We start from the raw sequence: 23379 nt of genomic DNA, 5'->3' as shown, positions 1-23379 counted from the left end.
AAAACGTTTCGTTGTTTTGATGGTAACAGTATCGTAAAGTAAAGATCAAGTTTCACTATAAATTCTTTTATAATAAAGGAGAGTTGAATCATGAAAGATTACGAAATTTATTCGTTAGGAGATATTGTGCTGCAATCGGGGCAAAAACTGCCTCAAGCCTTTCTTGCTTATAAAACCTACGGAACTCTAAATTCAACGAAGTCAAATGTAATTGTCTATCCTACCTGGTTTGCTGGCCATCACACTGATAATGAGTGGTTAATTGGCTCCGGCAAAGCACTCGATCCAGACAAATATTTTATTATTGTGCCTAATATGTTGGGAAATGGTCTATCATCTTCTCCAAGCAATACACAAGCCCCTTTTAATAAAGGAAATTTCCCGCTCATTACGATTTATGATAATGTTCAGCTACAACATCGACTCGTAACGGAGAAATTTGATATTAAGAAAATTGCTCTAGTCGTTGGCTGGTCTCTCGGTGCGCTGCAAACCTTTCAATGGGGAACAAGCTATCCTGAGATGGTCGAGCGGATTGCACCGTTTGGCGGAACAGCAAAGACTAGACCACATGCACAGGTTGTCTTTGAAAGCCTTATCGCATCATTGCAAGCGGACTCCAACTGGAAGAAAGGCTTCTATACCCATCAGCCTACAGCAGGACTTGCCGCAATGGGACGCGCCTATGCTCCGTGGGGGTTTTCTCAAGCTTATTATTTAGAGCAGCTCTATCAGGCAGAAGGATACTCGACGTTAAAGGCCTATTTGGAAGACTATTGGGATCAAGTATTCCTCACCTTCGATGCCAACGACTTAATTGCCATGCTCCGTACAGGGATTAACGGCGACATTAGCGCCAATCCCCGTGACAACAGCAATTTTGAACAGGCATTAAACCGTATCACCGCCAATGCCCTCGTTATGCCCGGATCAACCGATCTATTTTTTCCTCCAGAGGATAATGCATATGAAGTGAAACACATGCCTAACGCTGTTTTTAGACCAGTAGAATCCAAGTGGGGACATTGCTTTGGAATCGGACAAAACGAACAAGATTCTCTCGTGATAGACAACCATCTGAAACAATTTTTACAGTTGTAATAGTGAATGTCCTTATCTAATAACAGAGAATTAGCTTATACTTCTTCTAAGTTTGCATGACACTTCGTTTTACCGTATAGAGCTGATTGTACATCAAAGAAGTTTGACTAAGTGTAGCTTTATAATACAAATTTCTTAAAATATGCTCATATTAAAAACCATGGAATCATCTAGTTTAGATGCTCCATGGTTTTGATGAAGTGCGTTTAAGTTTTATACTTTAGCTGCCCAAATTTCTATTTCAATTTTTATCTCAGGTAAACCTAACTCAGCAATATATCCAATCGTCATTGCCGGATAATCATTTCCAAATAATTGTTCCCACTCTGAATATAAGAACTCCCAATCAATTTTCTCAGTAGCCCATACGTTCACTTTAATAATGTTTTCAGCGCTTAAATCCTCAGAATCTATTACTGTTTTTATATTGATAAACGTATTACTTACTTGTTCATTCATAGTTTGTGGAAATTGTCCATTTCGATCTACACCGATTTGACCTGATGTCACGTATAACTCTGCATTCCTTGGAATCTTTGTAATATGTGTGTAATTGCCAACTGGTGCAGGCGCACTTGTTGGGTTTTTTCTTGTGATTTTTTCGTTTTCCATTTATTTACCTCGCCATTTAAAAGATTTTTCTGCAGTTTTGCCTAGAAAATCAAATTTGGACACACTTCACCCTTGAAAAGATTTCTAGAAAAAAACAGCAGTGGAGTATCCATATCCGCAAGATAAAAACTTAAGTGATTTTTTCTTCATGGGTGAACACTCCTCTCTCTTAAAATGACAAGATTTTTGATAATTATTATTTTATAGGAAATAGGTTCTTTACGCAACTTAAATACTAATCTAAGGTTTATTCCGCAAATCTTCAAACAAGGCTTATAATTGTAGTTTTAGAATAAAGTTTGATTAAAAATACCATAAAAACCTAGATTTTATACAAAATAAAAAGAATCCATTTTGAAAAAAGATTGATCAAAATGGATTCTTACCCAACAGATTTAAATTTAGTTTTTATAAAAAAGTTTAATCACTTTCAAGGTGCCTAAATATTTTCGACTTGACTTACAAATGATATAGTGACCTCTATTACGTGGCATGAGGGTCAAGTATTTATCTTTTTTAAACGGTGCAACTTTTTTAAAGCATCGCATCTTTTTTATAAAGTAACGGTAAGCTTATTAAAAGCATAACAATCCCTAGTGCTAAAAAATATAGTGGCATCGCAAGGATTGTTCCGTTATGGAAAACGCTCATACCATAGATTATAGCGCTGACGAGTAAATAATAACCTAAGCTAAATATCGCACCCGCAGAACCAATGACGTCTTGAAAATCATTGAGCGCTAAGCTTAAACAATTTGGTAAAGCGGTACCTGTACCAAATAAAATAATGAACACACTAACAATCATGATTGGCATTTGTAATGAAATCGGTAAAAAATGTACCGATGTAGCGAACAATGTACCGATGAGCATAATGGCTAACCCGCGTACGATAATCTTCTCAGGTCTTGTGTGGCTAACGAGTCGTTTAGAAGCAAGAGCACCTGCGATAGAAGCGAGCGCAACGATAACGCCTAAAAAACCATACATCGCACTTGTTAGTGTAAAGTATTGCGTAAAAATAAACGGTGCTTCAGTATAATAGCTAAATAATACACCGTTAATACCGCCAATTAATGCGCCATAGACGAGCATTTGTAATCATGCGCTTCACTATTGGTAGTATGGGCTTCATTTCGATTGTAGCAAGCATTGTTTCAGGTAAGCGTAAAAACGCATAGCAAAATACAATAACGCTCATAGCAACTAACACCAAAAATACAACTTTAAAGCCAAAATAATAATCGGTAAAACCACCGATTAACGGGCCAATGGCTGGTGTGAAGGCAAGGGCAGCTGAAATTTGAGCAAACAATTTATGACGCTCAACACCCGAAAAGCTTTCGCGTAAAATCGTTTGTGTTACGACAGAGCCAACACTTGCACCAAACGCTTGAATAAAGCGTGCGACTAATAAAACCGCCATTTCATTTGCTACTAAACAAAGTACGTTACCAACAAAATATAAAAACAGCCCATAAAGCATTGCCTTGCGACGACCGATTCTATCAGATAAACGCCCAAAGAAAAATACTCCGAAGGCAAAAGCGATAAAGTACACACTCATCGTAAGCTGTGCATCACTCATAGAAGTTTCAAACGCTTCTGCGATAGAAGGTAATGATGGGCTAAAAATAGTTTCACTAATTTGTGGGAAGCCTACTAATACAATCAGTAATAATAAGCTAGGTGTTTTGTTTCCGATGTTTTTCTTCAAAATAATCCTCTCCTAGATAATTATAGGTTTGAAAGAAAAACATCGTAGCTTGGGAAATGGTGGCTTCACGAGTTTGATTTTTTCTAAATCACTCATGAATTCACTTCCTTCTAAATTAAAAATACGTAAAAAATTATACCATCCAAAGGGATAAAACGGTGCGACTTTTTTTATAAACGATCGAACTTTATTCCAAACCAAAAAAACCTCTTAAGGAAATATTATCCTAAGGGGTGTAGCTTTAAAATAAAGTTTGATTAAAAACACCTTGAAAACCCACATTTTACGTTAAATCAAAAGAACCTATTTTGAAAAAAGATTGATCAAAACAGGTTCATTCTTTGTGAAGCACTATATAACTTTTATAAAAAAAGTTTGCTCATTTTCTACTTCTGTTGTTCAACAATCGCGCCCGATTGCGGTATAGTCAGATTTCAAACTATCTCCTTACATTCCTCCGGCAATTTCTCACCATTTATCCATTTTTCAATGATTTGATTAAATAAATCTGGTTTTGACAACGGCACGCCATGACCAATTTTAGAAATAATCACACCAGTACAATTTTCGTTACAATTCACGATTTCAGATGCTGATTTTTTCATAACAGCTTTTTCTTTGTCTCCCACAGTCACCAGTATTTTTCCTTTTGCTTCGCTGAACTCAGCAGGTATTTCAAATGACATATTTTCTTTTAGTATCCTGACAAGAGTCTTTCGTTCCATCTGGCAACTTTCGTTATAATATCTTTCAAAGTGTTCTTCACCGATAAAGAGTGTTTTCGCTTGAAGCTGTGAAAAAGTCCTATTTTTAATCAATGGGAATGTTAAACGAATTAAAGGGCTAATTACCTTTTCCCCGAGTCTATTTGGTTTCACTAAGGCACTATTTATGATTGCATAATTAATTAAATCTGATCTATAACTTAACATTTGAACAAGAATTTGCGCCCCTAAAGAAAAACCGATAACAATGACATCTTTTCCATTTGCTAATTCATTAATCAATTCAATGATCCTATATGCACTGTTCTCAATCGAAAACTCATCTTTTTGTGCGCTTTGTCCCTGTTCTGGTAAATCAACAGTCACGCAATGGTAATTAGTTAAGTATTGAACTTGTTTATCCCACATCCAACTACTTACTCCTCCACCATGTAAAAATACAATTAGCGAGGCATCTCTATCACCGTATTCCCGATAATACAAATCCATGTCGTTTCACCTCTCTTTACCGTCACACGAATCTACTAATTTGATGTTAAACAATCTGACCCGTTTGCGGAAGATCATTATCTTATTTTTACCACAAAATGCCCCTTTGGACAATTCGAAATCCAAAGGGGCAAAACTTCGCATCTTTTTTATAAACATCGTGACTTTATTTTAAACATCGCATCTTTTTTACAAACATCGCGACTTTATTTTAAATCCACAGGTTGTTTTTATCAAATCTCTCTCTTACTCCACCGTAACACTCTTCGCCAAATTCCGTGGTTTATCGACATCACAGTTACGATGTAATGCTGCGTAGTAAGCGATTAGCTGCAGCGGAACGATCGAAACGAGTGGTGTGAGTAGTTCATGCACTTCTGGGATGACGAAGCGGTCGTCTTCGGCTTCTAGGCCCTTCATTGAGATGATGCATGGGTTGGCACCGCGCGCGGCTACTTCTTTGACGTTTCCGCGGATGCTTAGGTTGACGCTTTCTTGTGTCGCTAAAGCGATGACTGGTGTGCCGTCTTCGATGAGGGCGATGGTGCCGTGTTTTAGTTCTCCACCAGCGAATCCTTCTGCTTGGATGTAAGAGATTTCTTTTAGTTTTAGTGCGCCTTCAAGGCCGACGAAGAAGTCGATGGAGCGGCCGATGAAGAAGCAGTTGCGTGTTGTTGCTAGGTAGTCACGCGTGATTTGTTCGAATTCGTCTTTGGCGTCGCAAAGTACTTCCATCGCGTTAGCTGCGATGCCGATTTCTTTGGCGAGGTTGAATGGTACGTTTTCGCCGCGTGATTGAGCCGCTGCATTCGCTAGGATCGCAAGGACAGCGATTTGGGCTGTGTAGGCCTTAGTAGAGGCAACAGCGATTTCTGGGCCTGCATGAAGCAATAGCGTGTAGTCTGCTTCACGAGATAGTGTAGATCCAGGTACGTTTGTGATCGTTAATGATTTGTAGCCAAGTTCTTTCGTTTTGACTAATACGGCACGACTATCTGCTGTTTCACCGCTTTGAGAGATGAAGATGAATAATGGGTTCTCAGATAGTAATGGCATATTGTAAACAAATTCGCTCGCTACGTGTACCTCTGTTGGGATCTTCGCTAATTTTTCAATATATTGCTTACCGAGAAGACCGGCATGGTAGCTTGTTCCGCAAGCAATAATATAAAGGCGATCCGCTTTGTTTAACGCCGCAAGGATCTCTTCATCGACTGTCAGTTTGTCTTGGTCGTTTCGATAAGCTTGAATGATTTTTCGCATCACAAGTGGCTGCTCATCGATTTCTTTCATCATGTAGTGAGCATATGTGCCTTTTTCGATGTCGCTCGCATCTAGTTCCGCTGTGTAAGGTGCGCGCTCGACCACTTCACCGTCAAGCTTCTTAATCGTTACTTGCTCTTTTGTGACGATGACCATTTCTTTATCCATTAGTTCGACGAATTGATCCGTCACTTGAATCATCGCCATCGCATCTGAAGCAACGACATTGAAGTCTTCTCCAAGTCCGACAAGTAGTGGGCTTTTATTCTTTGCGACAAAGATTGTTTCTTCCGTTTCGCTATCTAAAAGGGCTAAAGCGTACGAGCCTTTTAATAGATTTAATGTTTTACGGAAAGCTTCTTCTGTGTCTAAGCCTTCGCTTGCGAAGATCTCCACTAGCTGCACGATCACTTCTGTATCCGTATCACTTTGCAAAGCCACATCTAACAAGTATTCCTTTGTCAATTGTTCATAGTTTTCGATGACCCCGTTATGAACAAGAGTAAAGCGACCAGATACACTTTGATGAGGATGGGCGTTGTGCTTGCTTGGTGCTCCGTGCGTTGCCCAGCGAGTATGTCCAATTCCTGTCGTAGATTCAACGTTTAGGTCGACAACTTTTCTTAAATCCGCAATGCGACCTTTTTCTTTGAACACATGAATGCCTTCTTCGTTTCTTACAGCAATTCCCGCTGAGTCGTAGCCACGGTACTCAAGCTTTTCTAAACCTTTTAATAAAATTTCCTTCGTATCGTTTAATCCGATATATCCAACAATTCCGCACATGGGTTGTTTCCTCCTTGGAGGAAAGCAGGCAATCAAGCAGAGCGCTCCGTTGCCGCTCTCCTCTTCTCTCTTTTTTTCTCGGTTGTTTTCCCATTCCCTTTGTGTATAAGGTTACCCTTATGTTTTAAGGAAGGACTAACGATTGTACAACCTTCAACCGGGAGGCATCCGCCGAACGTTCGATAAACCTCCTCCTCGTCAACTAGCTAGGCTCTCTCCCGCTAGTTCAGGCGCTTTTTTAAAATTTTTTCGTCATTGTTTCACCCCTTTCAAAAAAATAGAAGTAAAACACGATAATCATACACTACTCAAATTCCTCTAGTCAACTAACTTCTTCTGCATTTTCTTGAAGTTAATGCATACTATTAACAGCATATGAAAAAAGAGGCGCCAGTGCGCCCCTTTTCCTTTTTCTCACTGTGAAATTACTCATTTAAACCCATTTCTTCTCTGACAACAGCAGCAATTCGTTCAACGTATGCTGTGCAGTGCTCTTCTGTGACTGCCTCTACCATTACGCGAACGAGTGGCTCTGTTCCTGACGGGCGAACTAAGACGCGGCCATTGCCGTTCATTTCGGCTTCTACCGCTTCGATTGTTGCTTTTACTCTTTCGTTTTCTGTTACTTTATATTTATCTGATACGCGCACATTCACTAAAATTTGCGGATACTTCTTCATTTCTGCCGCTAGCTCAGATAACGGCTTTTTCGTCATGTTCATAATATTAACTAGCTGAAGACCTGTTAATAAGCCATCACCTGTTGTGTTGTAATCAAGGAAGATAATGTGACCTGATTGCTCTCCACCAAGATTATAATTATGCTTTCTCATTGCTTCAACGACATAGCGATCACCAACAGCTGTTTGTACACTGTTAATGCCTAGCTCTTCAAGTCCTTTATAGAAGCCAAGATTGCTCATCACGGTTGATACAACGACAGAATCTTTTAATTGACCTTCTTTGTTTAAATATTTTGCACAAATAAACATAATTTGGTCGCCATCCACGACATTTCCTTTTTCGTCGATTGCAATTAAACGATCGCCATCACCATCAAACGATAGACCGATGTTCGCTCCTTTTTCTTTTAGGAAAGCAGCTAACGCTTCTGGATGCGTAGAGCCGACACCGTCGTTAATGTTTAGTCCGTTCGGAGACGTTCCCATTGTCGAGATATCCGCTTCAAGATCCGCAAACAAATGAGTCGCTAAAGAAGATGTCGCTCCATGTGCACAATCTAAAGCAATATGAATGTTAGAGAAATCTTCATCCACTGTTTGCTTCAAGTACTGAATATACTTTTGACCACCTTCAAAATAGTCGTTCAGCTGACCGAGGTCTCCGCCTGTTGGACGCGGCAATGTATCGTCTACTTTATCAAGTAGCGCTTCGATTTCTGCTTCTTGCTCATCCGTCAGCTTAAAGCCGTCGCATCCAAAAAACTTAATACCGTTATCTGCTACGGGATTATGAGAGGCTGAGATCATTACTCCGGCTTGTGCATCCATTGCTTTCGTTAAGTAAGCTACACCTGGAGTAGAAATGACGCCTAGTCGCATCACTTCTGCCCCGATGGATAAAAGGCCGGCAACTAGAGCACCTTCAAGCATATGCCCTGAAATACGAGTATCTCTTCCTACTAAAACCTTTGGACGTTCCGCGTTCTTTGTTAATACGTATCCACCAAATCTTCCTAACTTAAACGCCAACTCTGGAGTTAGTTCAGTATTCGCTACTCCTCTGACTCCATCTGTGCCAAAATACTTACCCATTGATAGATTCTCTCCTTTATTTCATCAAATAAAAAGCTTATTCATCAGTTTTCTCTTCCGGTTTCGTTTCCGGGCTTCCTTCAACTGATACTTTCACTTTCACTAATTGCGGCGAGACAAAGTTTAACCCTTCGCCTAATTCAATCGGTACCTTAATCGTCGTATCCTTTGTTACAGCAGACACATCAATCGGCACCATTAATTCTTCCATATCACTCAGAATAGATTCTTTCCCATAAATCGTTAATTCATCTGTTTCTGGTTCGATGGATGTGACCGTTACTCCTTTTGGTGGAGTTCCTTTTGGAAATACATTCAGCTTGATCTTCTTACTTGGGTTCTTAACAGCGATCGAAACTTGTACAGTTTCTGGTTCTACTTTGACGTCGAGCTTATTCAGTTCATTGTCTAGCACCCTAATTTTAGCTGTACCTGTTGTTTCTTTATCAACCTTTTCTTTTACATCAAGCGTCGCTTTCACATAAACAATTTTATTAACCGCTTCTTTTGAACCCGTTATTTTAACTCGGCGCGGATCAACGGATAAATCCTCTACTTGATACCCTTCCGCTAGCATATTGTCATTAAACTCAGGATCGACAATAAAGTGATTAGATACCTTTTCTTCAATCGCTATCTCCACTTCTTCAGGATGAATCGTCACGTCTAGCTTATCTGACAAATTCTTATGCTTAATTGGTACAACGTGCTCACCGATACTCAAATCCGTTAAATCAATAAACAACTCAAAATCCTGATTTTGCTTCGTCGATTGAACGATGCTTTTCGGACCAACGATTTCAACTTGGACTGCTTTAGGTATACCAGATACGAATAAATTTTCATTATCATAATAAGCCTGAATAGGTACATCCGTAATGGTCTCTGTACTTCCCTGTGCAGATTCGTCCACTTTCTTCTTTAATTCAAAATCATCAAAGTTGACAGATGTATATAATAAAATCGCCAGTAAGAAAGCAACGACACGCATAAACCACGGGCTATCGATAAAATTATCCATTGCTCTTTCTCCCCCTCCAGCTCCACCGGTTCGAGAAGTCGCTTTTTTCAACAGTTAATAGGTCATGTTGCAACAGCTTCTTAAAATCCTCAGCAGATAAGTCGCGATAGAGATCCCCATTTTTGGCGATAGATACCGCACCCGTTTCTTCTGAGACGACAATCGTGATGCTATCTGTTACCTCACTCACCCCTAAAGCTGCTCTATGGCGAGTCCCCAATTCTTTTGAGATAAAAGGGTTTTCTGAAAGCGGCAAGTAGCAACCCGCTGCTGCAATTTGGTTCTTCTGAATAACAACCGCTCCATCATGAAGGGGTGTATTCGGAATAAATATATTGATTAACAGCTCCGATGATATCGTTGAATTCATCGCAATTCCTGTTTCAATATAATCGTTCATACCGGTTTCCCTTTCAATGGAAATGAGAGCACCGATCCGTCGCTTCGCCATGTAACCAACTGATTTCACAAGTGCGTCTATCATATTCAGCTGATCTTCGTCCTCTTGCGACATCGTTCGAGAAAACAATCTCCCTCGCCCAAGCTGCTCAAGCGCCCGCCTCACTTCTGGTTGGAAGATAATGATCACCGCTAGAAATCCCCACGTTAACGCTTGCTGCATAATCCAGCTCAATGTATCAAGCCCTAGCAAGCCACTCACGCTTCTAATGATCACAATGACGAAAATTCCCTTTAATAATTGAACCGCCTTTGTTCCTCTTATAATCATTAACAATTTATAAACAACAAACCATACGAGCAATATATCTAATATGTTAGACAAAGAATCTAACAATGAAAAATTATCAAAGTAAGTTGAAAACGGCATATTACATCCTCCAATAATGTAATTACTCTAGCCGTATAAGGGCTGTATGTTTCTCTTAGCCAATCTATTATAGCATAGTCTATTCTAAAACGAAAAAAGAAGCGAAACCGCTTCTTACATTGAGAGATGCTTATTTCTTAATTAAATATCGCAGCTACAGTTTTCTTCATTTTGTACCATACCCATCCGAATGCTTCATCTATTTCTTCAATTTCTCCTGAAACCTTTCCAGCGGATGCCATGTATTTGTCACCATTAATCACCGTAACGTTTCCTTCAACTTCTCCTTCTATCCGGATGTCCCCATTTTCCACAACGAGATTTCCTTTGATCGTCTCTCCTTCCGGAACAATGACCGTATGATTTTCTACCTTTAACTGATCATGCTTCGTAAAAGCGAAATTGTCTGTTTCCTGTTGCCACATGGAGAAAAACCCCCCTGTCATTAACGCAAGGAACAGAGACGCCGCCGTGAAAAACGGATGCTGTTGAAACCAGCGTTTCACTCCAACCGATTTTCCTTCTTTCGGTAAAGCAAAAAGCACTTTTTCCGTGAATCCTTCTGGTGCCTTAATATGCGAAGCGCTTTGAACGAGGGCTATCGTTTTTTTCAACTCCATAAAGTGCTGATTGCAGTCTGGATACTCATCTAAATACTTCTTTAATTCTCTCTGTTGTTCGGCATCGAGCTCTCCATCTAGGTATCTATGCATAAATTGTACAATCTGTTTTGGACAAGAAGTCATTATCGCACACATCCCTTCGATTACAAATTCCGTAAATATTTTCGGAGCGTTTCTCTGCCTCGATGCACTCTCGTTTTCACAGTGCCTAAAGGCAGCTCCAAAATATCTGCAATTTCCTGTAGCTGCAGTTCTTCAATATACTTTAATACGATCACCGAACGATACTTTTCAGGAAGCTTTAAAATTGCTTCTTGAATCGTCCCTTGCAACTCTAAATTTTCAACTTCTTCTTCCGGAAGATTCTCTGCTGAGGAGATTTGAGAATACATATTGAGTCCTTCTGTTCCAGCAATCTCTGCATCTAAATGATAATCCGGCTTTTTTTTACGAATGCGATCGATACACAGATTCGTCGCAATTCTATAAAGCCAAGTCACGAACTTTTTCTTAGGATCATAGGAGTGTATGTTAATGAAAGCTTTAATGAAAGCCTCCTGAGCCGCATCCTCCGCCTCGTGACGATCCCACAGCATTCGAAAACAAATTTGATACACCTGATCTTTATAGAGCTCTACAATCTCTCCAAAGGCGTTTTGATCGCCTTTTAATACTTGCTTTATTCTTCTTTGGACAATTAACTCCATTACTTTTTACCTCCGCCCTGGCAGGTACCATTATATACGATTATGTATTTGAAAAGGTTTCAAAAAAAGCATATTTTTTTATTGAAACTCTCTAAAATAAGTTTACACTTTTTTGGAAACTGGTAAAATGTACATAGAAGACTTTTTATGATCGGAGTTGAAATAAGGATGATTCTACTAAATAAGGATATTTTAAACGAAATTGAGCATTGGCGAAATGAAATGATCTTATTAGCTATGGAAACATCTTTTTCAAATACAAAAGTGCTTGAAATTAGTACAAAGCTAGATCAATTATTAAATGAGTATGAACTAAACAAAGAACCGGAAGTCTAGCTTAATAGCCAGAGCTCCCGGTTTTAATTATAATAACTTTTCTCCAAATAGTGAACTCATTAGAGCAACTGCTACGGCAGCTGTTTTATTTTTTTCGTCCAAGATTGGGTTAACCTCAACAAATTCAGCTGAAGTAATGATTCCACTCTCCTCTAACAATTCCATCGCTAAATGGCTCTCACGGTAGCTAATTCCACCGAGTACTGGCGTACCTACACCTGGTGCATCATTAGGATCTAATCCGTCAAGGTCTAAAGATAGGTGAACACCATCCGTTTTGTCCTTCAAGTATGCGATCGTCTCTTCAATCACTGCTGTCATTCCAAGGCGATCTACTTCATGCATCGTGTAAACTTTGATACCTTGCTCTTTAATCAGTTCCTTCTCTCCTTCGTCAAGAGAACGAGCACCGATAATAACGATGTTTTCAGGCTTCACTTTTGGTGCGTAGCCGTATAAGTCAGTTAAATCTGGGTGTCCAAGGCCTAAGCTTGCTGCTAATGGCATACCATGAATATTTCCCGTTGGAGATGTCTCCGCTGTATTTAAATCACCATGAGCATCATACCAAATGACACCGAGGTTTTTATAATGCTTAGCAATCCCAGCGAGCGATCCAATCGCAATGCTATGGTCACCGCCGAGCATTAGAGGAAAGCTACCTGCTTCGATGACTTCATCTACTTTTTGAGCTAATCTTCCACTCGCTTCCGTAACCGCTTTCAAGTTCTTTAAATTTGTATTTTCATCTTCAGCCGGATAATCTCTGCTGATCTCAATATCTCCGCAGTCTTCTACTTCAATACTTAAATTTTGCAGCCGTTCACAGATGCCTGCGTAACGAATAGCGCTTGGTCCCATATCTACTCCTCTACGAAGCTGACCAAGATCCATAGGAACCCCAATAATTGATACTTTTTTCTCCATGTATACCACTCCTCTATCGTTGCTGTTGTTATTTTACTAAAAAAAATTATATGACTCAACTCAACATTTTTCTGAATATTTATTCGTATCAAACATTAAAAAAAGCTGTGTCCTTAGATCGTTTAAACAATCTAAAGACACAGCTTTTTTAGAAAGTGAGCCATGAAGGACTCGAACCTTCGACCCTCTGATTAAAAGTCAGATGCTCTACCAACTGAGCTAATGGCTCGAAATGGCTGGGCTAGAAGGATTCGAACCTTCGCGTGACGGAATCAAAATCCGCTGCCTTACCGCTTGGCTATAGCCCAACATTATGTGAAAAGAAAAAAAAGACATGTATGATACATATGTCAATTCATATCATATAAAAACTGGTGGAGGGGGGCGGATTCGAACCGCCGAACCCTGAGGGAGCGGATTTACAGTCCGCCGCGTTTAGCCACTTCGCTACCCCTCCACATATCTGAAACTGGTGCCGGCGAGAGGACTTGAACCCCCAACCTACTGATTACAAGTCAGTTGCTCTACCAATTGAGCTACACCGGCATACGTAAGTAATTCATGGTGGAGGATGACGGGATCGAACCGCCGACCCCCTGCTTGTAAGGCAGGTGCTCTCCCAGCTGAGCTAATCCTCCGTTAATGGTGACCCGTACGGGATTCGAACCCGTGTTACCGCCGTGAAAGGGCGGTGTCTTAACCGCTTGACCAACGGGCCATAAAACGACAAATAATAAGCTTCCAACCGGGCTCGAACCGGTGACCTCTTCCTTACCATGGAAGCACTCTACCTGCTGAGCTATGGAAGCAATGGCTCCGCAGGCAAGATTCGAACTTGCGACCGATCGGTTAACAGCCGATAGCTCTACCACTGAGCTACTGCGGAATGCTTGCCTGGCAACGTCCTACTCTCACAGGGGGAAACCCCCAACTACCATCGGCGCTGAAGAACTTAACTTCCGTGTTCGGTATGGGAACGGGTGTGACCTCTTCGCTATCGCCACCAGACTATAAAGTTTGAAAGAGTTGTTCTTTCAAAACTGGATAATAAGTATTGTAACCTTGCAAATCGCCTATTGGTGTATCTATTTCTAGCTCCGGCTCCTAGACATTCGAGTCAAATAACCTGCCGCTTACAAGACTAACGTCTTTCCAGCGTCAGAACATTTGCTTGTCATGTCTGAACAGTCGCCTCTGCTTTATTGGTTAAGTCCTCGATCGATTAGTATTCGTCAGCTCCACGTGTCGCCACGCTTCCACCTCGAACCTATCTACCTGATCATCTTTCAGGGATCTTACTAGCTTGCGCTATGGGAAATCTCATCTTGAGGGGGGCTTCATGCTTAGATGCTTTCAGCACTTATCCCGTCCGCACATAGCTACCCAGCGATGCCTTTGGCAAGACAACTGGTACACCAGCGGTGCGTCCATCCCGGTCCTCTCGTACTAAGGACAGCTCCTCTCAAATTTCCTGCGCCCGCGACGGATAGGGACCGAACTGTCTCACGACGTTCTGAACCCAGCTCGCGTACCGCTTTAATGGGCGAACAGCCCAACCCTTGGGACCGACTACAGCCCCAGGATGCGATGAGCCGACATCGAGGTGCCAAACCTCCCCGTCGATGTGGACTCTTGGGGGAGATAAGCCTGTTATCCCCGGGGTAGCTTTTATCCGTTGAGCGATGGCCCTTCCATGCGGAACCACCGGATCACTAAGCCCGACTTTCGTCCCTGCTCGACTTGTAGGTCTCGCAGTCAAGCTCCCTTGTGCCTTTACACTCTGCGAATGATTTCCAACCATTCTGAGGGAACCTTTGGGCGCCTCCGTTACTTTTTAGGAGGCGACCGCCCCAGTCAAACTGCCCACCTGACACTGTCTCCCACCCCGATCAGGGGTGCGGGTTAGAAGTTCAACACAGCCAGGGTAGTATCCCACCAACGCCTCCACGTAAGCTGGCGCTCACGCTTCAAAGGCTCCTACCTATCCTGTACAAGCTGTGCCAAAATTCAATATCAGGCTACAGTAAAGCTCCACGGGGTCTTTCCGTCCTGTCGCGGGTAACCTGCATCTTCACAGGTACTATAATTTCACCGAGTCTCTCGTTGAGACAGTGCCCAGATCGTTACGCCTTTCGTGCGGGTCGGAACTTACCCGACAAGGAATTTCGCTACCTTAGGACCGTTATAGTTACGGCCGCCGTTTACTGGGGCTTCGGTTCACACCTTCGCTTACGCTAAGCGCTCCCCTTAACCTTCCAGCACCGGGCAGGCGTCAGCCCCTATACTTCGCCTTGCGGCTTCGCAGAGACCTGTGTTTTTGCTAAACAGTCGCCTGGGCCTATTCACTGCGGCTCCTCGGGGCTATTCACCCCAAAGAGCACCCCTTCTCCCGAAGTTACGGGGTCATTTTGCCGAGTTCCTTAACGAGAGTTCACTCGCTCACCTTAGGATTCTCTCCTCGCCTACCTGTGTCGGTTTGCGGTACGGGCACCTTTTACCTCGCTAGAGGCTTTTCTTGGCAGTGTGGAATCAGGAACTTCGGTACTATATTTCCCTCGCCGTCACAGCTCCGCCTTGATGATGACGGGATTTGCCTCGTCATCGGCCTAACTGCTTGGACGCGCATTTCCATTCGCGCGCTTACCCTATCCTCCTGCGTCCCCCCATTGCTCAAATGGTAAATAGGTGGTACAGGAATATCAACCTGTTATCCATCGCCTACGCCTTTCGGCCTCGGCTTAGGTCCCGACTAACCCTGAGAGGACGAGCCTTCCTCAGGAAACCTTAGGCATTCGGTGGAAGGGATTCTCACCCTTCTTTCGCTACTCATACCGGCATTCTCACTTCTAAGCGCTCCACCAGTCCTTACGGTCTAGCTTCACAGCCCTTAGAACGCTCTCCTACCACTGACATCAAAGATGTCAATCCACAGCTTCGGTGATACGTTTAGCCCCGGTACATTTTCGGCGCAGAGTCACTCGACCAGTGAGCTATTACGCACTCTTTAAATGGTGGCTGCTTCTAAGCCAACATCCTGGTTGTCTAAGCAACTCCACATCCTTTTCCACTTAACGTATACTTTGGGACCTTAGCTGGTGGTCTGGGCTGTTTCCCTCTTGACTACGGATCTTATCACTCGCAGTCTGACTCCCAAGGATAAGTTTTTGGCATTCGGAGTTTGTCTGAATTCGGTAACCCGATGGGGGCCCCTAGTCCAAACAGTGCTCTACCTCCAAAACTCTTCCCTTGAGGCTAGCCCTAAAGCTATTTCGGAGAGAACCAGCTATCTCCAGGTTCGATTGGAATTTCACCGCTACCCACACCTCATCCCCGCACTTTTCAACGTACGTGGGTTCGGGCCTCCAGTAAGTGTTACCTTACCTTCACCCTGGACATGGGTAGATCACCTGGTTTCGGGTCTACGACCTCATACTCATTCGCCCTATTCAGACTCGCTTTCGCTGCGGCTCCGTCTTTCTGACTTAACCTTGCATGAAATCGTAACTCGCCGGTTCATTCTACAAAAGGCACGCTATCACCCATTAACGGGCTCTAACTACTTGTAGGCACACGGTTTCAGGATCTTTTTCACTCCCCTTCCGGGGTGCTTTTCACCTTTCCCTCACGGTACTGGTTCACTATCGGTCACTAGGGAGTATTTAGCCTTGGGAGATGGTCCTCCCGGATTCCGACGGAATTTCACGTGTTCCGCCGTACTCAGGATCCACTCTGGAGAGAACGAAATTTCGGTTACAGGATTGTTACCTTCTCTGATGGGCCTTTCCAGACCTCTTCGCCTATCCCGTTCTTTTGTAACTCCGTGTAGAGTGTCCTACAACCCCAGAAGGCAAGCCTTCTGGTTTGGGCTGTTCCCGTTTCGCTCGCCGCTACTCAGGGAATCGCATTTGCTTTCTCTTCCTCCGGGTACTTAGATGTTTCAGTTCCCCGGGTATGCCTTCAACTATCCTATGTATTCAGATAGAGATACTGTTCCATTACGAACAGTGGGTTTCCCCATTCGGAAATCTCCGGATCAAAGCTTACTTACAGCTCCCCGGAGCATATCGGAGTTAGTCCCGTCCTTCATCGGCTCCTAGTGCCAAGGCATCCACCGTGCGCCCTTTCTAACTTAACCTAAAATGGCGATTACTCGGTTATTGCTTGGTTACTTTATACGATATTATCCAGTTTTCAAAGAACAAGTAATAGTTATAGAAGGAATTCATCCTTCAAAACTGAACAAAATAAAACGCAGCGTTAATTTGAGTAAGAACAACGTTCTTACTTTCCGTTCTATCCTTAGAAAGGAGGTGATCCAGCCGCACCTTCCGATACGGCTACCTTGTTACGACTTCACCCCAATCATCTGTCCCACCTTAGGCGGCTGGCTCCCGTAAGGGTTACCCCACCGACTTCGGGTGTTACAAACTCTCGTGGTGTGACGGGCGGTGTGTACAAGGCCCGGGAACGTATTCACCGCGGCATGCTGATCCGCGATTACTAGCGATTCCGGCTTCATGTAGGCGAGTTGCAGCCTACAATCCGAACTGAGAATGGTTTTATGGGATTGGCTAAACCTCGCGGTCTTGCAGCCCTTTGTACCATCCATTGTAGCACGTGTGTAGCCCAGGTCATAAGGGGCATGATGATTTGACGTCATCCCCACCTTCCTCCGGTTTGTCACCGGCAGTCACCTTAGAGTGCCCAACTAAATGCTGGCAACTAAGATCAAGGGTTGCGCTCGTTGCGGGACTTAACCCAACATCTCACGACACGAGCTGACGACAACCATGCACCACCTGTCACTCTGTCCCCCGAAGGGGAACGCTCTGTCTCCAGAGTTGTCAGAGGATGTCAAGACCTGGTAAGGTTCTTCGCGTTGCTTCGAATTAAACCACATGCTCCACCGCTTGTGCGGGCCCCCGTCAATTCCTTTGAGTTTCAGTCTTGCGACCGTACTCCCCAGGCGGAGTGCTTAATGCGTTAGCTGCAGCACTGAAGGGCGGAAACCCTCCAACACTTAGCACTCATCGTTTACGGCGTGGACTACCAGGGTATCTAATCCTGTTTGCTCCCCACGCTTTCGCGCCTCAGCGTCAGTTACAGACCAAAGAGCCGCCTTCGCCACTGGTGTTCCTCCACATCTCTACGCATTTCACCGCTACACGTGGAATTCCGCTCTTCTCTTCTGCACTCAAGTCTTCCAGTTTCCAATGACCCTCCACGGTTGAGCCGTGGGCTTTCACATCAGACTTAAAAGACCGCCTGCGCGCGCTTTACGCCCAATAATTCCGGACAACGCTTGCCACCTACGTATTACCGCGGCTGCTGGCACGTAGTTAGCCGTGGCTTTCTGGTTAGGTACCGTCAAGGTACCGGCAGTTACTCCGATACTTGTTCTTCCCTAACAACAGAGCTTTACGATCCGAAAACCTTCTTCACTCACGCGGCGTTGCTCCGTCAGACTTTCGTCCATTGCGGAAGATTCCCTACTGCTGCCTCCCGTAGGAGTCTGGGCCGTGTCTCAGTCCCAGTGTGGCCGATCACCCTCTCAGGTCGGCTACGCATCGTCGCCTTGGTGAGCCGTTACCTCACCAACTAGCTAATGCGCCGCGGGTCCATCTGTAAGTGATAGCCGAAACCATCTTTCAATCCTTCTCCATGCGGAGAAAGAACTTATCCGGTATTAGCCCCGGTTTCCCGGAGTTATCCCAGTCTTACAGGCAGGTTACCCACGTGTTACTCACCCGTCCGCCGCTAACTTGAATAGAAGCAAGCTTCCATCAAGTCCGCTCGACTTGCATGTATTAGGCACGCCGCCAGCGTTCGTCCTGAGCCAGGATCAAACTCTCCGATAAAGTGTTTGATTGCTCATAAATTGTTTCACTTAGATAAACTAAGCATTTAGAATTAACGTTGACGTTTATTTTGTTCAGTTTTCAAAGATCAATTTCAACTTAATGTCGTTTTCAGCGACTTTTTAACCTTACCATAATGACTCAGTAAAAGTCAACATGTTTTTTGAATTTCTTTTTTTCGTTATCGCCACCATCGCGGCGACAAGTAATAATCTATCACGAAACAACTAATAAAGTCAACGCTAATTTAAAACTTTTTCAAAAAAGTTTTTTGATAAGCTAAATACTGCATACATTCTCCTTCAGGGGCCACTCGTTTAAACAGCTCAAATAATCGTGCATATTTTGTTTTCATGGAGCATTTTACCGCTTCTGCGATTCTCGTATCACCCAAGTCAAATAAAATCTCATCCATTTCTCTTTTAAGCAAATAGTAAATTTCTCTTTTCTCTTCCTCATTAATTAAAAGTGCTAGCATTTCATCACCCATTATTTTTTTATTCTGCTCATACTTCTATGCTATTCAGCGATTTGATTTGTTTGTCATAATATTTATGTACATGCTCATAAAATTCACTAAGACTACATGACCGGAGGGAGAGCATGATTTACTTCTATACCTTGAATACAAAAAAAACAAAGCAGTTTTTGTTTTTAGTAGCTGTTTCGTTCTTTACTGCCCTTTTATTGTTTTCAAAAAATTCCATAAGTATGCCCGTCTTTTCTTCTAAGGAGACACCTACAGCAGTATATAAAGGTGAGAAAGGAATTGCTTTAACATTCGATATCGGTTGGGGGGATGAAAAAGCGAGCAAGGTTGTTCAAACTCTCATTCGCCACAAGACAAAGGCGACCTTCTTTTTATCAGGATCATGGGCCGAGCGACACCCCGACTTAGTCAAAAAGATGAAAGAACATCATTTTGAAATTGGATTGTTAGGATATCAATATGTGGACTATACAACTTTAACGAACGAAGAAATAAAAAAGGACCTCTTAAAAGCACAGGAAGTATTTAAAAAGCTACAAATCGAAAATATCGAACTACTTCGAGCGCCGACCGGACATTTTAACAAAGAAGTCATCAATGTGGCGGAGGAAATGAACTTAACTTATGTTCATTGGAGCCTTAATACCGATGACTGGAAAAACCCTGGTTCTGAGCATATTTTATCGAAAGTAAAGGAGGTAGAAGCAGGAGATATTATTCTTATGCATGCGTCTGATTCAGCCAAGCAAACAAATACACTGCTGCCAGAAGTGATTCAGCACGTGTCAAAAACCGATCGAATGGTCACCGTTTCACAATTAATTGATAATGGCGTTGCTGAAACAAAATTAGTGAATTGAAAAAGCAGAGTTCTTCACGCTCTGCTTTTCTCTGTCGGACGTTGATTATATTTAGGTAAAGCTAATAGCTGAAATGCATTGCATGGCAATAACGTGAACAACATAATATATAGCCATTTTTTATCATTAACTTGTAACACAGGTAACCACTCTAGCACCGTAAGGACGACCATAAAGAATAAAGCGGAAATAAATACATTTTTGTTCGTTAATTTTGCTTTCGCCGCCGCTGTACCAACACCCATTAACAACAAAAAGCCTGCCAATAGAAAATATGGCCATAGCGACTCACCTTGATCACCAAACGCTTGGAAACGGAAATATACAAGATCGAAGAGAACAAATGCAATCAGCAGTAGCTGAACACTATTCCAAAACGAGCGGAACATCCCTGCTCCAAATTGATGCACGGTTAAATAAGCGAAAAACCCCATTTGACTAATCACACTAAACGTAAAACCAACAGCAACATGCCAAGTAACGATGGAAAATACATCTTTCCAATCCCCTTGAGTCATTAGCGGAGATAACTCACCCCAACGAATAAATAATCCGATAATACCTGCGGCCGCTCCGCCAATCATTAATGTATGTACAAAAAATCTTACCCAGTTCCGGATCGTCACTTCCCCACCCCTAACAATATATTTATGCTCTTTTGATTGTATCAACGCCAGTTAAAAAAATCTAGGCAAAGCTAAGCCTCGTATATTTTCCACCGCTCTGCTCATATTAATGATAAAGCCAAGCATTGAAAGGAGCTTCTCCATGTTAAAAATGACTTTGCCGCTCCTCTTACTCGTATGTTTGTTATCAGCTTGTGGAGGAGGCACACCACCTACCGGAAACGCCCAAATGGATTATGAAGCGACGAAGAAAATGGTCGTTGATATATTGAAAACAGATGACGGCAAGAAAGCATTACAAGAAATGATGAAGGATGAAAAAGTGAAACAGCAGCTAGTGATGGATCAAAAGGTTGTCTCGCAATCGATTGAACAAACGATCTTATCTGATAAAGGAGAAAAGTTTTGGAAAGAATCCTTTAAAGACCCTGCCTTCGCTGCAGCCGTCGCCAAAAGTATGAAGAAGGAACATGAAGCATTATTGAAGTCTTTAATGAAAGATCCACAATACCAAGCGATGATGCTCGACATTTTAAAGGACCCAGACTACGAAAAAAACGTAACGAAGCTGTTAAAAAGTAAAGAATACCGGAAACATCTACAAACCGTCATGAGTGAAACATTTGAAAGCCCGTTGTATCAAGCGAAAATCCAAGAAATCTTATTGAAAGCTGCGGAAGAACAAGGAAAGGACAAAGAAAAAGAAGGTGGGAAATAAAAAAAGATGGACGCGGCTCTTTGCCGTTGTCCATCTTTTTTGAAGAAAATTAACCTAATTTGTTAATTACCTTAGCCGCCATTTCTTTATAAATTAAACCTAATTGATGATCTTCTGCATAAACAGACGGAGCAAAGTCGGCTTCATCCCAATCCGGCTGTTTCAACGGTAAGCGGCCTAACACTTCTGTTTGAAGCTCTTCTGCCAACTTATCTCCGCCTCCACGACCGAAGACATATTCCTTCTCACCCGTTACTTTGCTTTCAAAATAAGCCATGTTCTCCACGACACCGATCACTTCATGATCCGTTTGGAGTGCCATCGCTCCGGCACGAGCAGCAACAAATGCCGCTGTCGGATGCGGAGTAGAGACGATAATTTCTTTAGAGTGAGGAAGCATCGAGTGAATATCTAATGCGACATCCCCTGTTCCTGGTGGCAAATCAAGCAGCAAGTAGTCCAAATCTCCCCACTCTACTTCTTGGAAGAAGCTTGTCAACATTTTTCCAAGCATTGGGCCACGCCAAATGACAGGTGCGTTATCATCAACGAAAAAGCCCATCGAAATCACCTTAACTCCGAAGCGTTCTACCGGAATGATTTTATCTCCACGAACGACTGGGCGTTGCATAATTCCCATCATATCTGGCACGCTGAAGCCGTAAATATCCGCATCAACAAGCCCTACTTTTTTACCAAGGCGAGCTAGTGCTACAGCTAGGTTCACGGATACTGTTGATTTACCAACGCCACCCTTTCCACTAGCAATCGCAATAAACGTCGTCTTGCTATTCGGAGAAAGTAGTCCTTCCTCTTGATCACCCTCTGCGCCACGGTACTTCGCTAACTCCTCTTCTGGAAGATCAGCAAAACGAATACCGACTGTTTGTGCGCCAGCTTCTTTCAACGCATCGACAATCTGCATTTGCAGCTGTAGCTGTTCTGCTGTTCCTGTTTGCGCAATCGCTACCTTCACACTAACATGCTGCTTCTCTTCCTTGACACTAATGTCGATAATACCGTTTGTTTCTGCTAACGTTCTATGTAAAAAAGGATCTTCCATTTTCGCTAAAATTTCTTGAACTTGTTCTACTGTTACCAAAACATACACCATCCTTCTTCTGTCATCGTTTCATCTCACTTAGTATACCACATTCTCACGATGCAAAAGAAGGATCGGGCATGCTTTCACTTCTGCTCCTCATCTAAATACTTCATAACCCCCTTATAAACCGAAGCCGCCACCTTTTCTTGGTATTCCTCTGCCATCAAATCCTGCTTCTCATCAGGGTTCGACAAAAAACCAATTTCTACGAGCGCTCCCGGCTTATTGGCATATTTCATTAAATACACATGATTAATCGCCTTGGCCATTCTCGTTGTATTTTCCAAATTCAATACCATTTCATCCTGAATCGCTTTCGCTAACTTTGTGTTCTCTGGCAAGGTCGGCATAAAAAATGTTTGTGCGCCTCTCCACCTAGGAGAAGGAATCGCATTCAAATGAATACTAACAAACAAATCCGCTTTAGACTCATTAATTAACCGTAGCCGCTCTTTTAAATCCTCCGTTTTTCTCGTCCGATATCTTTTTGTATCTGGGTCGGCCAAGTCCTTGTCACTTTCCCTCGTCATCAGCACAATCGCTCCCTGCCCCTGTAAATAATCACGAACCTTTTCCGCCACCGCAAGAGCGACATCTTTCTCCAACACTTCGTCATCTCCCGCTCCTCCATCAGGCCCGCCATGCCCCGGATCTAAATAAATCGTTTTCCCGGAAAGAGGAAGATTCCACGGCTTCCACGAATTCCGGTCTGCGATAAAATGTTGAAAGAGAAAAATACAAACGGCAACTGCTAAACAAATAGCACTAAGCTTCTTCCACCTCTTCATCTCGTCCCCACCTTTATCTTCCT

General features: G+C 42.8%; 17 protein-coding genes, 8 tRNA genes, 3 rRNA genes and 1 pseudogene. 4 read left to right on the top strand and 25 right to left on the bottom strand.

What is annotated here, in order from left to right; translation table 11 throughout:
- Positions 1–90 precede the first annotated feature (90 nt).
- Positions 91–1101: an alpha/beta fold hydrolase gene (locus tag ACSVDJ_RS01095; RefSeq protein WP_439170723.1), complete on the top strand. Its 1011-nt coding sequence runs from the start codon at positions 91–93 to the stop codon at positions 1099–1101.
- Between the two features lie 213 nt (positions 1102–1314).
- Here the strand turns inward: ACSVDJ_RS01095 and ACSVDJ_RS01090 are convergent, their stop codons facing one another.
- The 9 genes and pseudogenes from ACSVDJ_RS01090 to sigW all read right to left on the bottom strand — a co-directional run bounded on the left by ACSVDJ_RS01090 (position 1315) and on the right by sigW (position 11648).
- Positions 1315–1713, bottom strand: a complete 399-nt coding sequence (locus ACSVDJ_RS01090; protein WP_439170724.1) for a RidA family protein — start codon at positions 1711–1713, stop codon at positions 1315–1317.
- Between the two features lie 534 nt (positions 1714–2247).
- A pseudogene (locus tag ACSVDJ_RS01085) lies at positions 2248–3430 on the bottom strand (multidrug effflux MFS transporter).
- A 434-nt stretch (positions 3431–3864) separates the two neighbouring features.
- Positions 3865–4644: an alpha/beta fold hydrolase gene (locus ACSVDJ_RS01080; RefSeq protein WP_439170725.1), complete on the bottom strand. Its 780-nt coding sequence runs from the start codon at positions 4642–4644 to the stop codon at positions 3865–3867.
- Positions 4645–4890: 246 nt separating this feature from the next.
- Positions 4891–6693: a glutamine--fructose-6-phosphate transaminase (isomerizing) gene (gene glmS, locus ACSVDJ_RS01075; RefSeq protein ID WP_439170726.1), complete on the bottom strand. Its 1803-nt coding sequence runs from the start codon at positions 6691–6693 to the stop codon at positions 4891–4893.
- 425 nt (positions 6694–7118) lie between these two features.
- On the bottom strand, positions 7119–8468 hold the full coding sequence (glmM, locus tag ACSVDJ_RS01070) for a phosphoglucosamine mutase (RefSeq protein WP_439170728.1): 1350 nt from the start codon (positions 8466–8468) through the stop codon (positions 7119–7121).
- Positions 8469–8505: 37 nt separating this feature from the next.
- Positions 8506–9489 carry a CdaR family protein gene (locus tag ACSVDJ_RS01065; RefSeq protein WP_439170729.1) on the bottom strand — a complete coding sequence of 328 codons (984 nt, stop codon included), beginning with the start codon at positions 9487–9489 and terminating at the stop codon, positions 8506–8508.
- Positions 9482–10318 (bottom strand): diadenylate cyclase CdaA, encoded by an 837-nt coding sequence (gene cdaA, locus ACSVDJ_RS01060; protein ID WP_439170730.1) that lies wholly within the window; start codon positions 10316–10318, stop codon positions 9482–9484. The genes ACSVDJ_RS01065 and cdaA overlap by 8 nt, the downstream gene beginning before the upstream one ends.
- Positions 10319–10455: 137 nt before the next feature.
- On the bottom strand, positions 10456–11064 hold the full coding sequence (locus ACSVDJ_RS01055) for an anti-sigma factor family protein (protein ID WP_518619784.1): 609 nt from the start codon (positions 11062–11064) through the stop codon (positions 10456–10458).
- A 20-nt stretch (positions 11065–11084) separates the two neighbouring features.
- A complete protein-coding gene (gene sigW / locus ACSVDJ_RS01050; RefSeq protein ID WP_439170732.1) occupies positions 11085–11648 on the bottom strand; it encodes an RNA polymerase sigma factor SigW in 564 nt (187 codons plus the stop codon).
- A gap of 147 nt (positions 11649–11795) precedes the next feature.
- Between sigW and ACSVDJ_RS01045 the strand changes: the two genes are divergently transcribed.
- Positions 11796–11984, top strand: coding sequence for a Spo0E family sporulation regulatory protein-aspartic acid phosphatase (locus tag ACSVDJ_RS01045; RefSeq protein WP_439170734.1), 189 nt, complete (start codon positions 11796–11798; stop codon positions 11982–11984).
- A gap of 27 nt (positions 11985–12011) precedes the next feature.
- Here the strand turns inward: ACSVDJ_RS01045 and rocF are convergent, their stop codons facing one another.
- The 13 genes from rocF to ACSVDJ_RS00980 form a co-directional block, all read right to left on the bottom strand.
- Positions 12012–12911: an arginase gene (gene rocF / locus ACSVDJ_RS01040; protein ID WP_439170735.1), complete on the bottom strand. Its 900-nt coding sequence runs from the start codon at positions 12909–12911 to the stop codon at positions 12012–12014.
- Between the two features lie 156 nt (positions 12912–13067).
- Positions 13068–13140: transfer RNA gene (locus ACSVDJ_RS01035), tRNA-Lys, on the bottom strand.
- A 4-nt stretch (positions 13141–13144) separates the two neighbouring features.
- Positions 13145–13219, bottom strand: a tRNA-Gln gene (locus ACSVDJ_RS01030).
- Positions 13220–13283: 64 nt separating this feature from the next.
- Positions 13284–13368 (bottom strand) — tRNA-Tyr (locus tag ACSVDJ_RS01025).
- 13 nt (positions 13369–13381) lie between these two features.
- A tRNA-Thr gene (locus tag ACSVDJ_RS01020) sits at positions 13382–13457 on the bottom strand.
- 16 nt (positions 13458–13473) lie between these two features.
- Positions 13474–13549 (bottom strand) — tRNA-Val (locus tag ACSVDJ_RS01015).
- A 5-nt stretch (positions 13550–13554) separates the two neighbouring features.
- A tRNA-Glu gene (locus tag ACSVDJ_RS01010) sits at positions 13555–13629 on the bottom strand.
- A gap of 18 nt (positions 13630–13647) precedes the next feature.
- A tRNA-Thr gene (locus ACSVDJ_RS01005) sits at positions 13648–13720 on the bottom strand.
- A 2-nt stretch (positions 13721–13722) separates the two neighbouring features.
- Positions 13723–13797: transfer RNA gene (locus ACSVDJ_RS01000), tRNA-Asn, on the bottom strand.
- Positions 13798–13803: 6 nt separating this feature from the next.
- A 5S ribosomal RNA gene (gene rrf, locus ACSVDJ_RS00995) occupies positions 13804–13919 on the bottom strand.
- Positions 13920–14113: 194 nt separating this feature from the next.
- A 23S ribosomal RNA gene (locus ACSVDJ_RS00990) occupies positions 14114–17046 on the bottom strand.
- A gap of 168 nt (positions 17047–17214) precedes the next feature.
- A 16S ribosomal RNA gene (locus ACSVDJ_RS00985) occupies positions 17215–18769 on the bottom strand.
- The 16S, 23S and 5S rRNA genes sit together here with 8 tRNA genes alongside, the layout of an rRNA operon.
- A 247-nt stretch (positions 18770–19016) precedes the next feature.
- Positions 19017–19259 (bottom strand): hypothetical protein, encoded by a 243-nt coding sequence (locus ACSVDJ_RS00980; RefSeq protein WP_518619780.1) that lies wholly within the window; start codon positions 19257–19259, stop codon positions 19017–19019.
- A gap of 131 nt (positions 19260–19390) precedes the next feature.
- Here ACSVDJ_RS00980 and ACSVDJ_RS00975 point away from each other — a divergent pair, with 131 nt between their 5' ends.
- On the top strand, positions 19391–20119 hold the full coding sequence (locus ACSVDJ_RS00975) for a polysaccharide deacetylase family protein (RefSeq protein ID WP_518619777.1): 729 nt from the start codon (positions 19391–19393) through the stop codon (positions 20117–20119).
- A gap of 14 nt (positions 20120–20133) precedes the next feature.
- Here the strand turns inward: ACSVDJ_RS00975 and ACSVDJ_RS00970 are convergent, their stop codons facing one another.
- Positions 20134–20745 carry a KinB-signaling pathway activation protein gene (locus tag ACSVDJ_RS00970; protein ID WP_439171278.1) on the bottom strand — a complete coding sequence of 204 codons (612 nt, stop codon included), beginning with the start codon at positions 20743–20745 and terminating at the stop codon, positions 20134–20136.
- Positions 20746–20887: 142 nt separating this feature from the next.
- On the opposite strand from ACSVDJ_RS00970, the gene gerD reads away from it, so the two are divergent.
- On the top strand, positions 20888–21463 hold the full coding sequence (gerD, locus tag ACSVDJ_RS00965; RefSeq protein ID WP_439171277.1) for a spore germination lipoprotein GerD: 576 nt from the start codon (positions 20888–20890) through the stop codon (positions 21461–21463).
- A 49-nt stretch (positions 21464–21512) separates the two neighbouring features.
- Here the strand turns inward: gerD and salA are convergent, their stop codons facing one another.
- Together salA and cwlD are read right to left on the bottom strand one after the other, a co-directional pair.
- Positions 21513–22565: an iron-sulfur carrier protein/transcriptional regulator SalA gene (gene salA / locus ACSVDJ_RS00960; protein WP_439171275.1), complete on the bottom strand. Its 1053-nt coding sequence runs from the start codon at positions 22563–22565 to the stop codon at positions 21513–21515.
- Positions 22566–22651: 86 nt separating this feature from the next.
- Entirely contained in the window at positions 22652–23356 is a 705-nt protein-coding gene (cwlD, locus tag ACSVDJ_RS00955) for an N-acetylmuramoyl-L-alanine amidase CwlD (protein WP_439171274.1), read from the bottom strand.
- Between the last annotated feature and the right edge of the window lie 23 nt (positions 23357–23379).

Source organism: Bacillus sp. Hm123 (assembly GCF_051842975.2).
Lineage (GTDB): Bacteria > Bacillota > Bacilli > Bacillales > Domibacillaceae > Bacillus_CE.
Note: the sequence above shows the minus strand (reverse complement) of the source record. Positions and strands in the feature narration are given on the sequence as shown.

What these genes read in the sequence shown, in the direction of transcription:
- ACSVDJ_RS01095 (WP_439170723.1), top strand. Translation starts at nt 91, where the DNA reads ATGAAAGATTACGAAATTTATTCGTTAGGAGATATTGTGCTGCAATCG.
- ACSVDJ_RS01090 (WP_439170724.1), bottom strand. Translation starts at nt 1,713, where the DNA reads ATGGAAAACGAAAAAATCACAAGAAAAAACCCAACAAGTGCGCCTGCA.
- ACSVDJ_RS01080 (WP_439170725.1), bottom strand. Translation starts at nt 4,644, where the DNA reads ATGGATTTGTATTATCGGGAATACGGTGATAGAGATGCCTCGCTAATT.
- glmS (WP_439170726.1), bottom strand. Translation starts at nt 6,693, where the DNA reads ATGTGCGGAATTGTTGGATATATCGGATTAAACGATACGAAGGAAATT.
- glmM (WP_439170728.1), bottom strand. Translation starts at nt 8,468, where the DNA reads ATGGGTAAGTATTTTGGCACAGATGGAGTCAGAGGAGTAGCGAATACT.
- ACSVDJ_RS01065 (WP_439170729.1), bottom strand. Translation starts at nt 9,489, where the DNA reads ATGGATAATTTTATCGATAGCCCGTGGTTTATGCGTGTCGTTGCTTTC.
- cdaA (WP_439170730.1), bottom strand. Translation starts at nt 10,318, where the DNA reads ATGCCGTTTTCAACTTACTTTGATAATTTTTCATTGTTAGATTCTTTG.
- ACSVDJ_RS01055 (WP_518619784.1), bottom strand. Translation starts at nt 11,064, where the DNA reads ATGACTTCTTGTCCAAAACAGATTGTACAATTTATGCATAGATACCTA.
- sigW (WP_439170732.1), bottom strand. Translation starts at nt 11,648, where the DNA reads ATGGAGTTAATTGTCCAAAGAAGAATAAAGCAAGTATTAAAAGGCGAT.
- ACSVDJ_RS01045 (WP_439170734.1), top strand. Translation starts at nt 11,796, where the DNA reads ATGATCGGAGTTGAAATAAGGATGATTCTACTAAATAAGGATATTTTA.
- rocF (WP_439170735.1), bottom strand. Translation starts at nt 12,911, where the DNA reads ATGGAGAAAAAAGTATCAATTATTGGGGTTCCTATGGATCTTGGTCAG.
- ACSVDJ_RS00980 (WP_518619780.1), bottom strand. Translation starts at nt 19,259, where the DNA reads ATGGGTGATGAAATGCTAGCACTTTTAATTAATGAGGAAGAGAAAAGA.
- gerD (WP_439171277.1), top strand. Translation starts at nt 20,888, where the DNA reads ATGTTAAAAATGACTTTGCCGCTCCTCTTACTCGTATGTTTGTTATCA.
- cwlD (WP_439171274.1), bottom strand. Translation starts at nt 23,356, where the DNA reads ATGAAGAGGTGGAAGAAGCTTAGTGCTATTTGTTTAGCAGTTGCCGTT.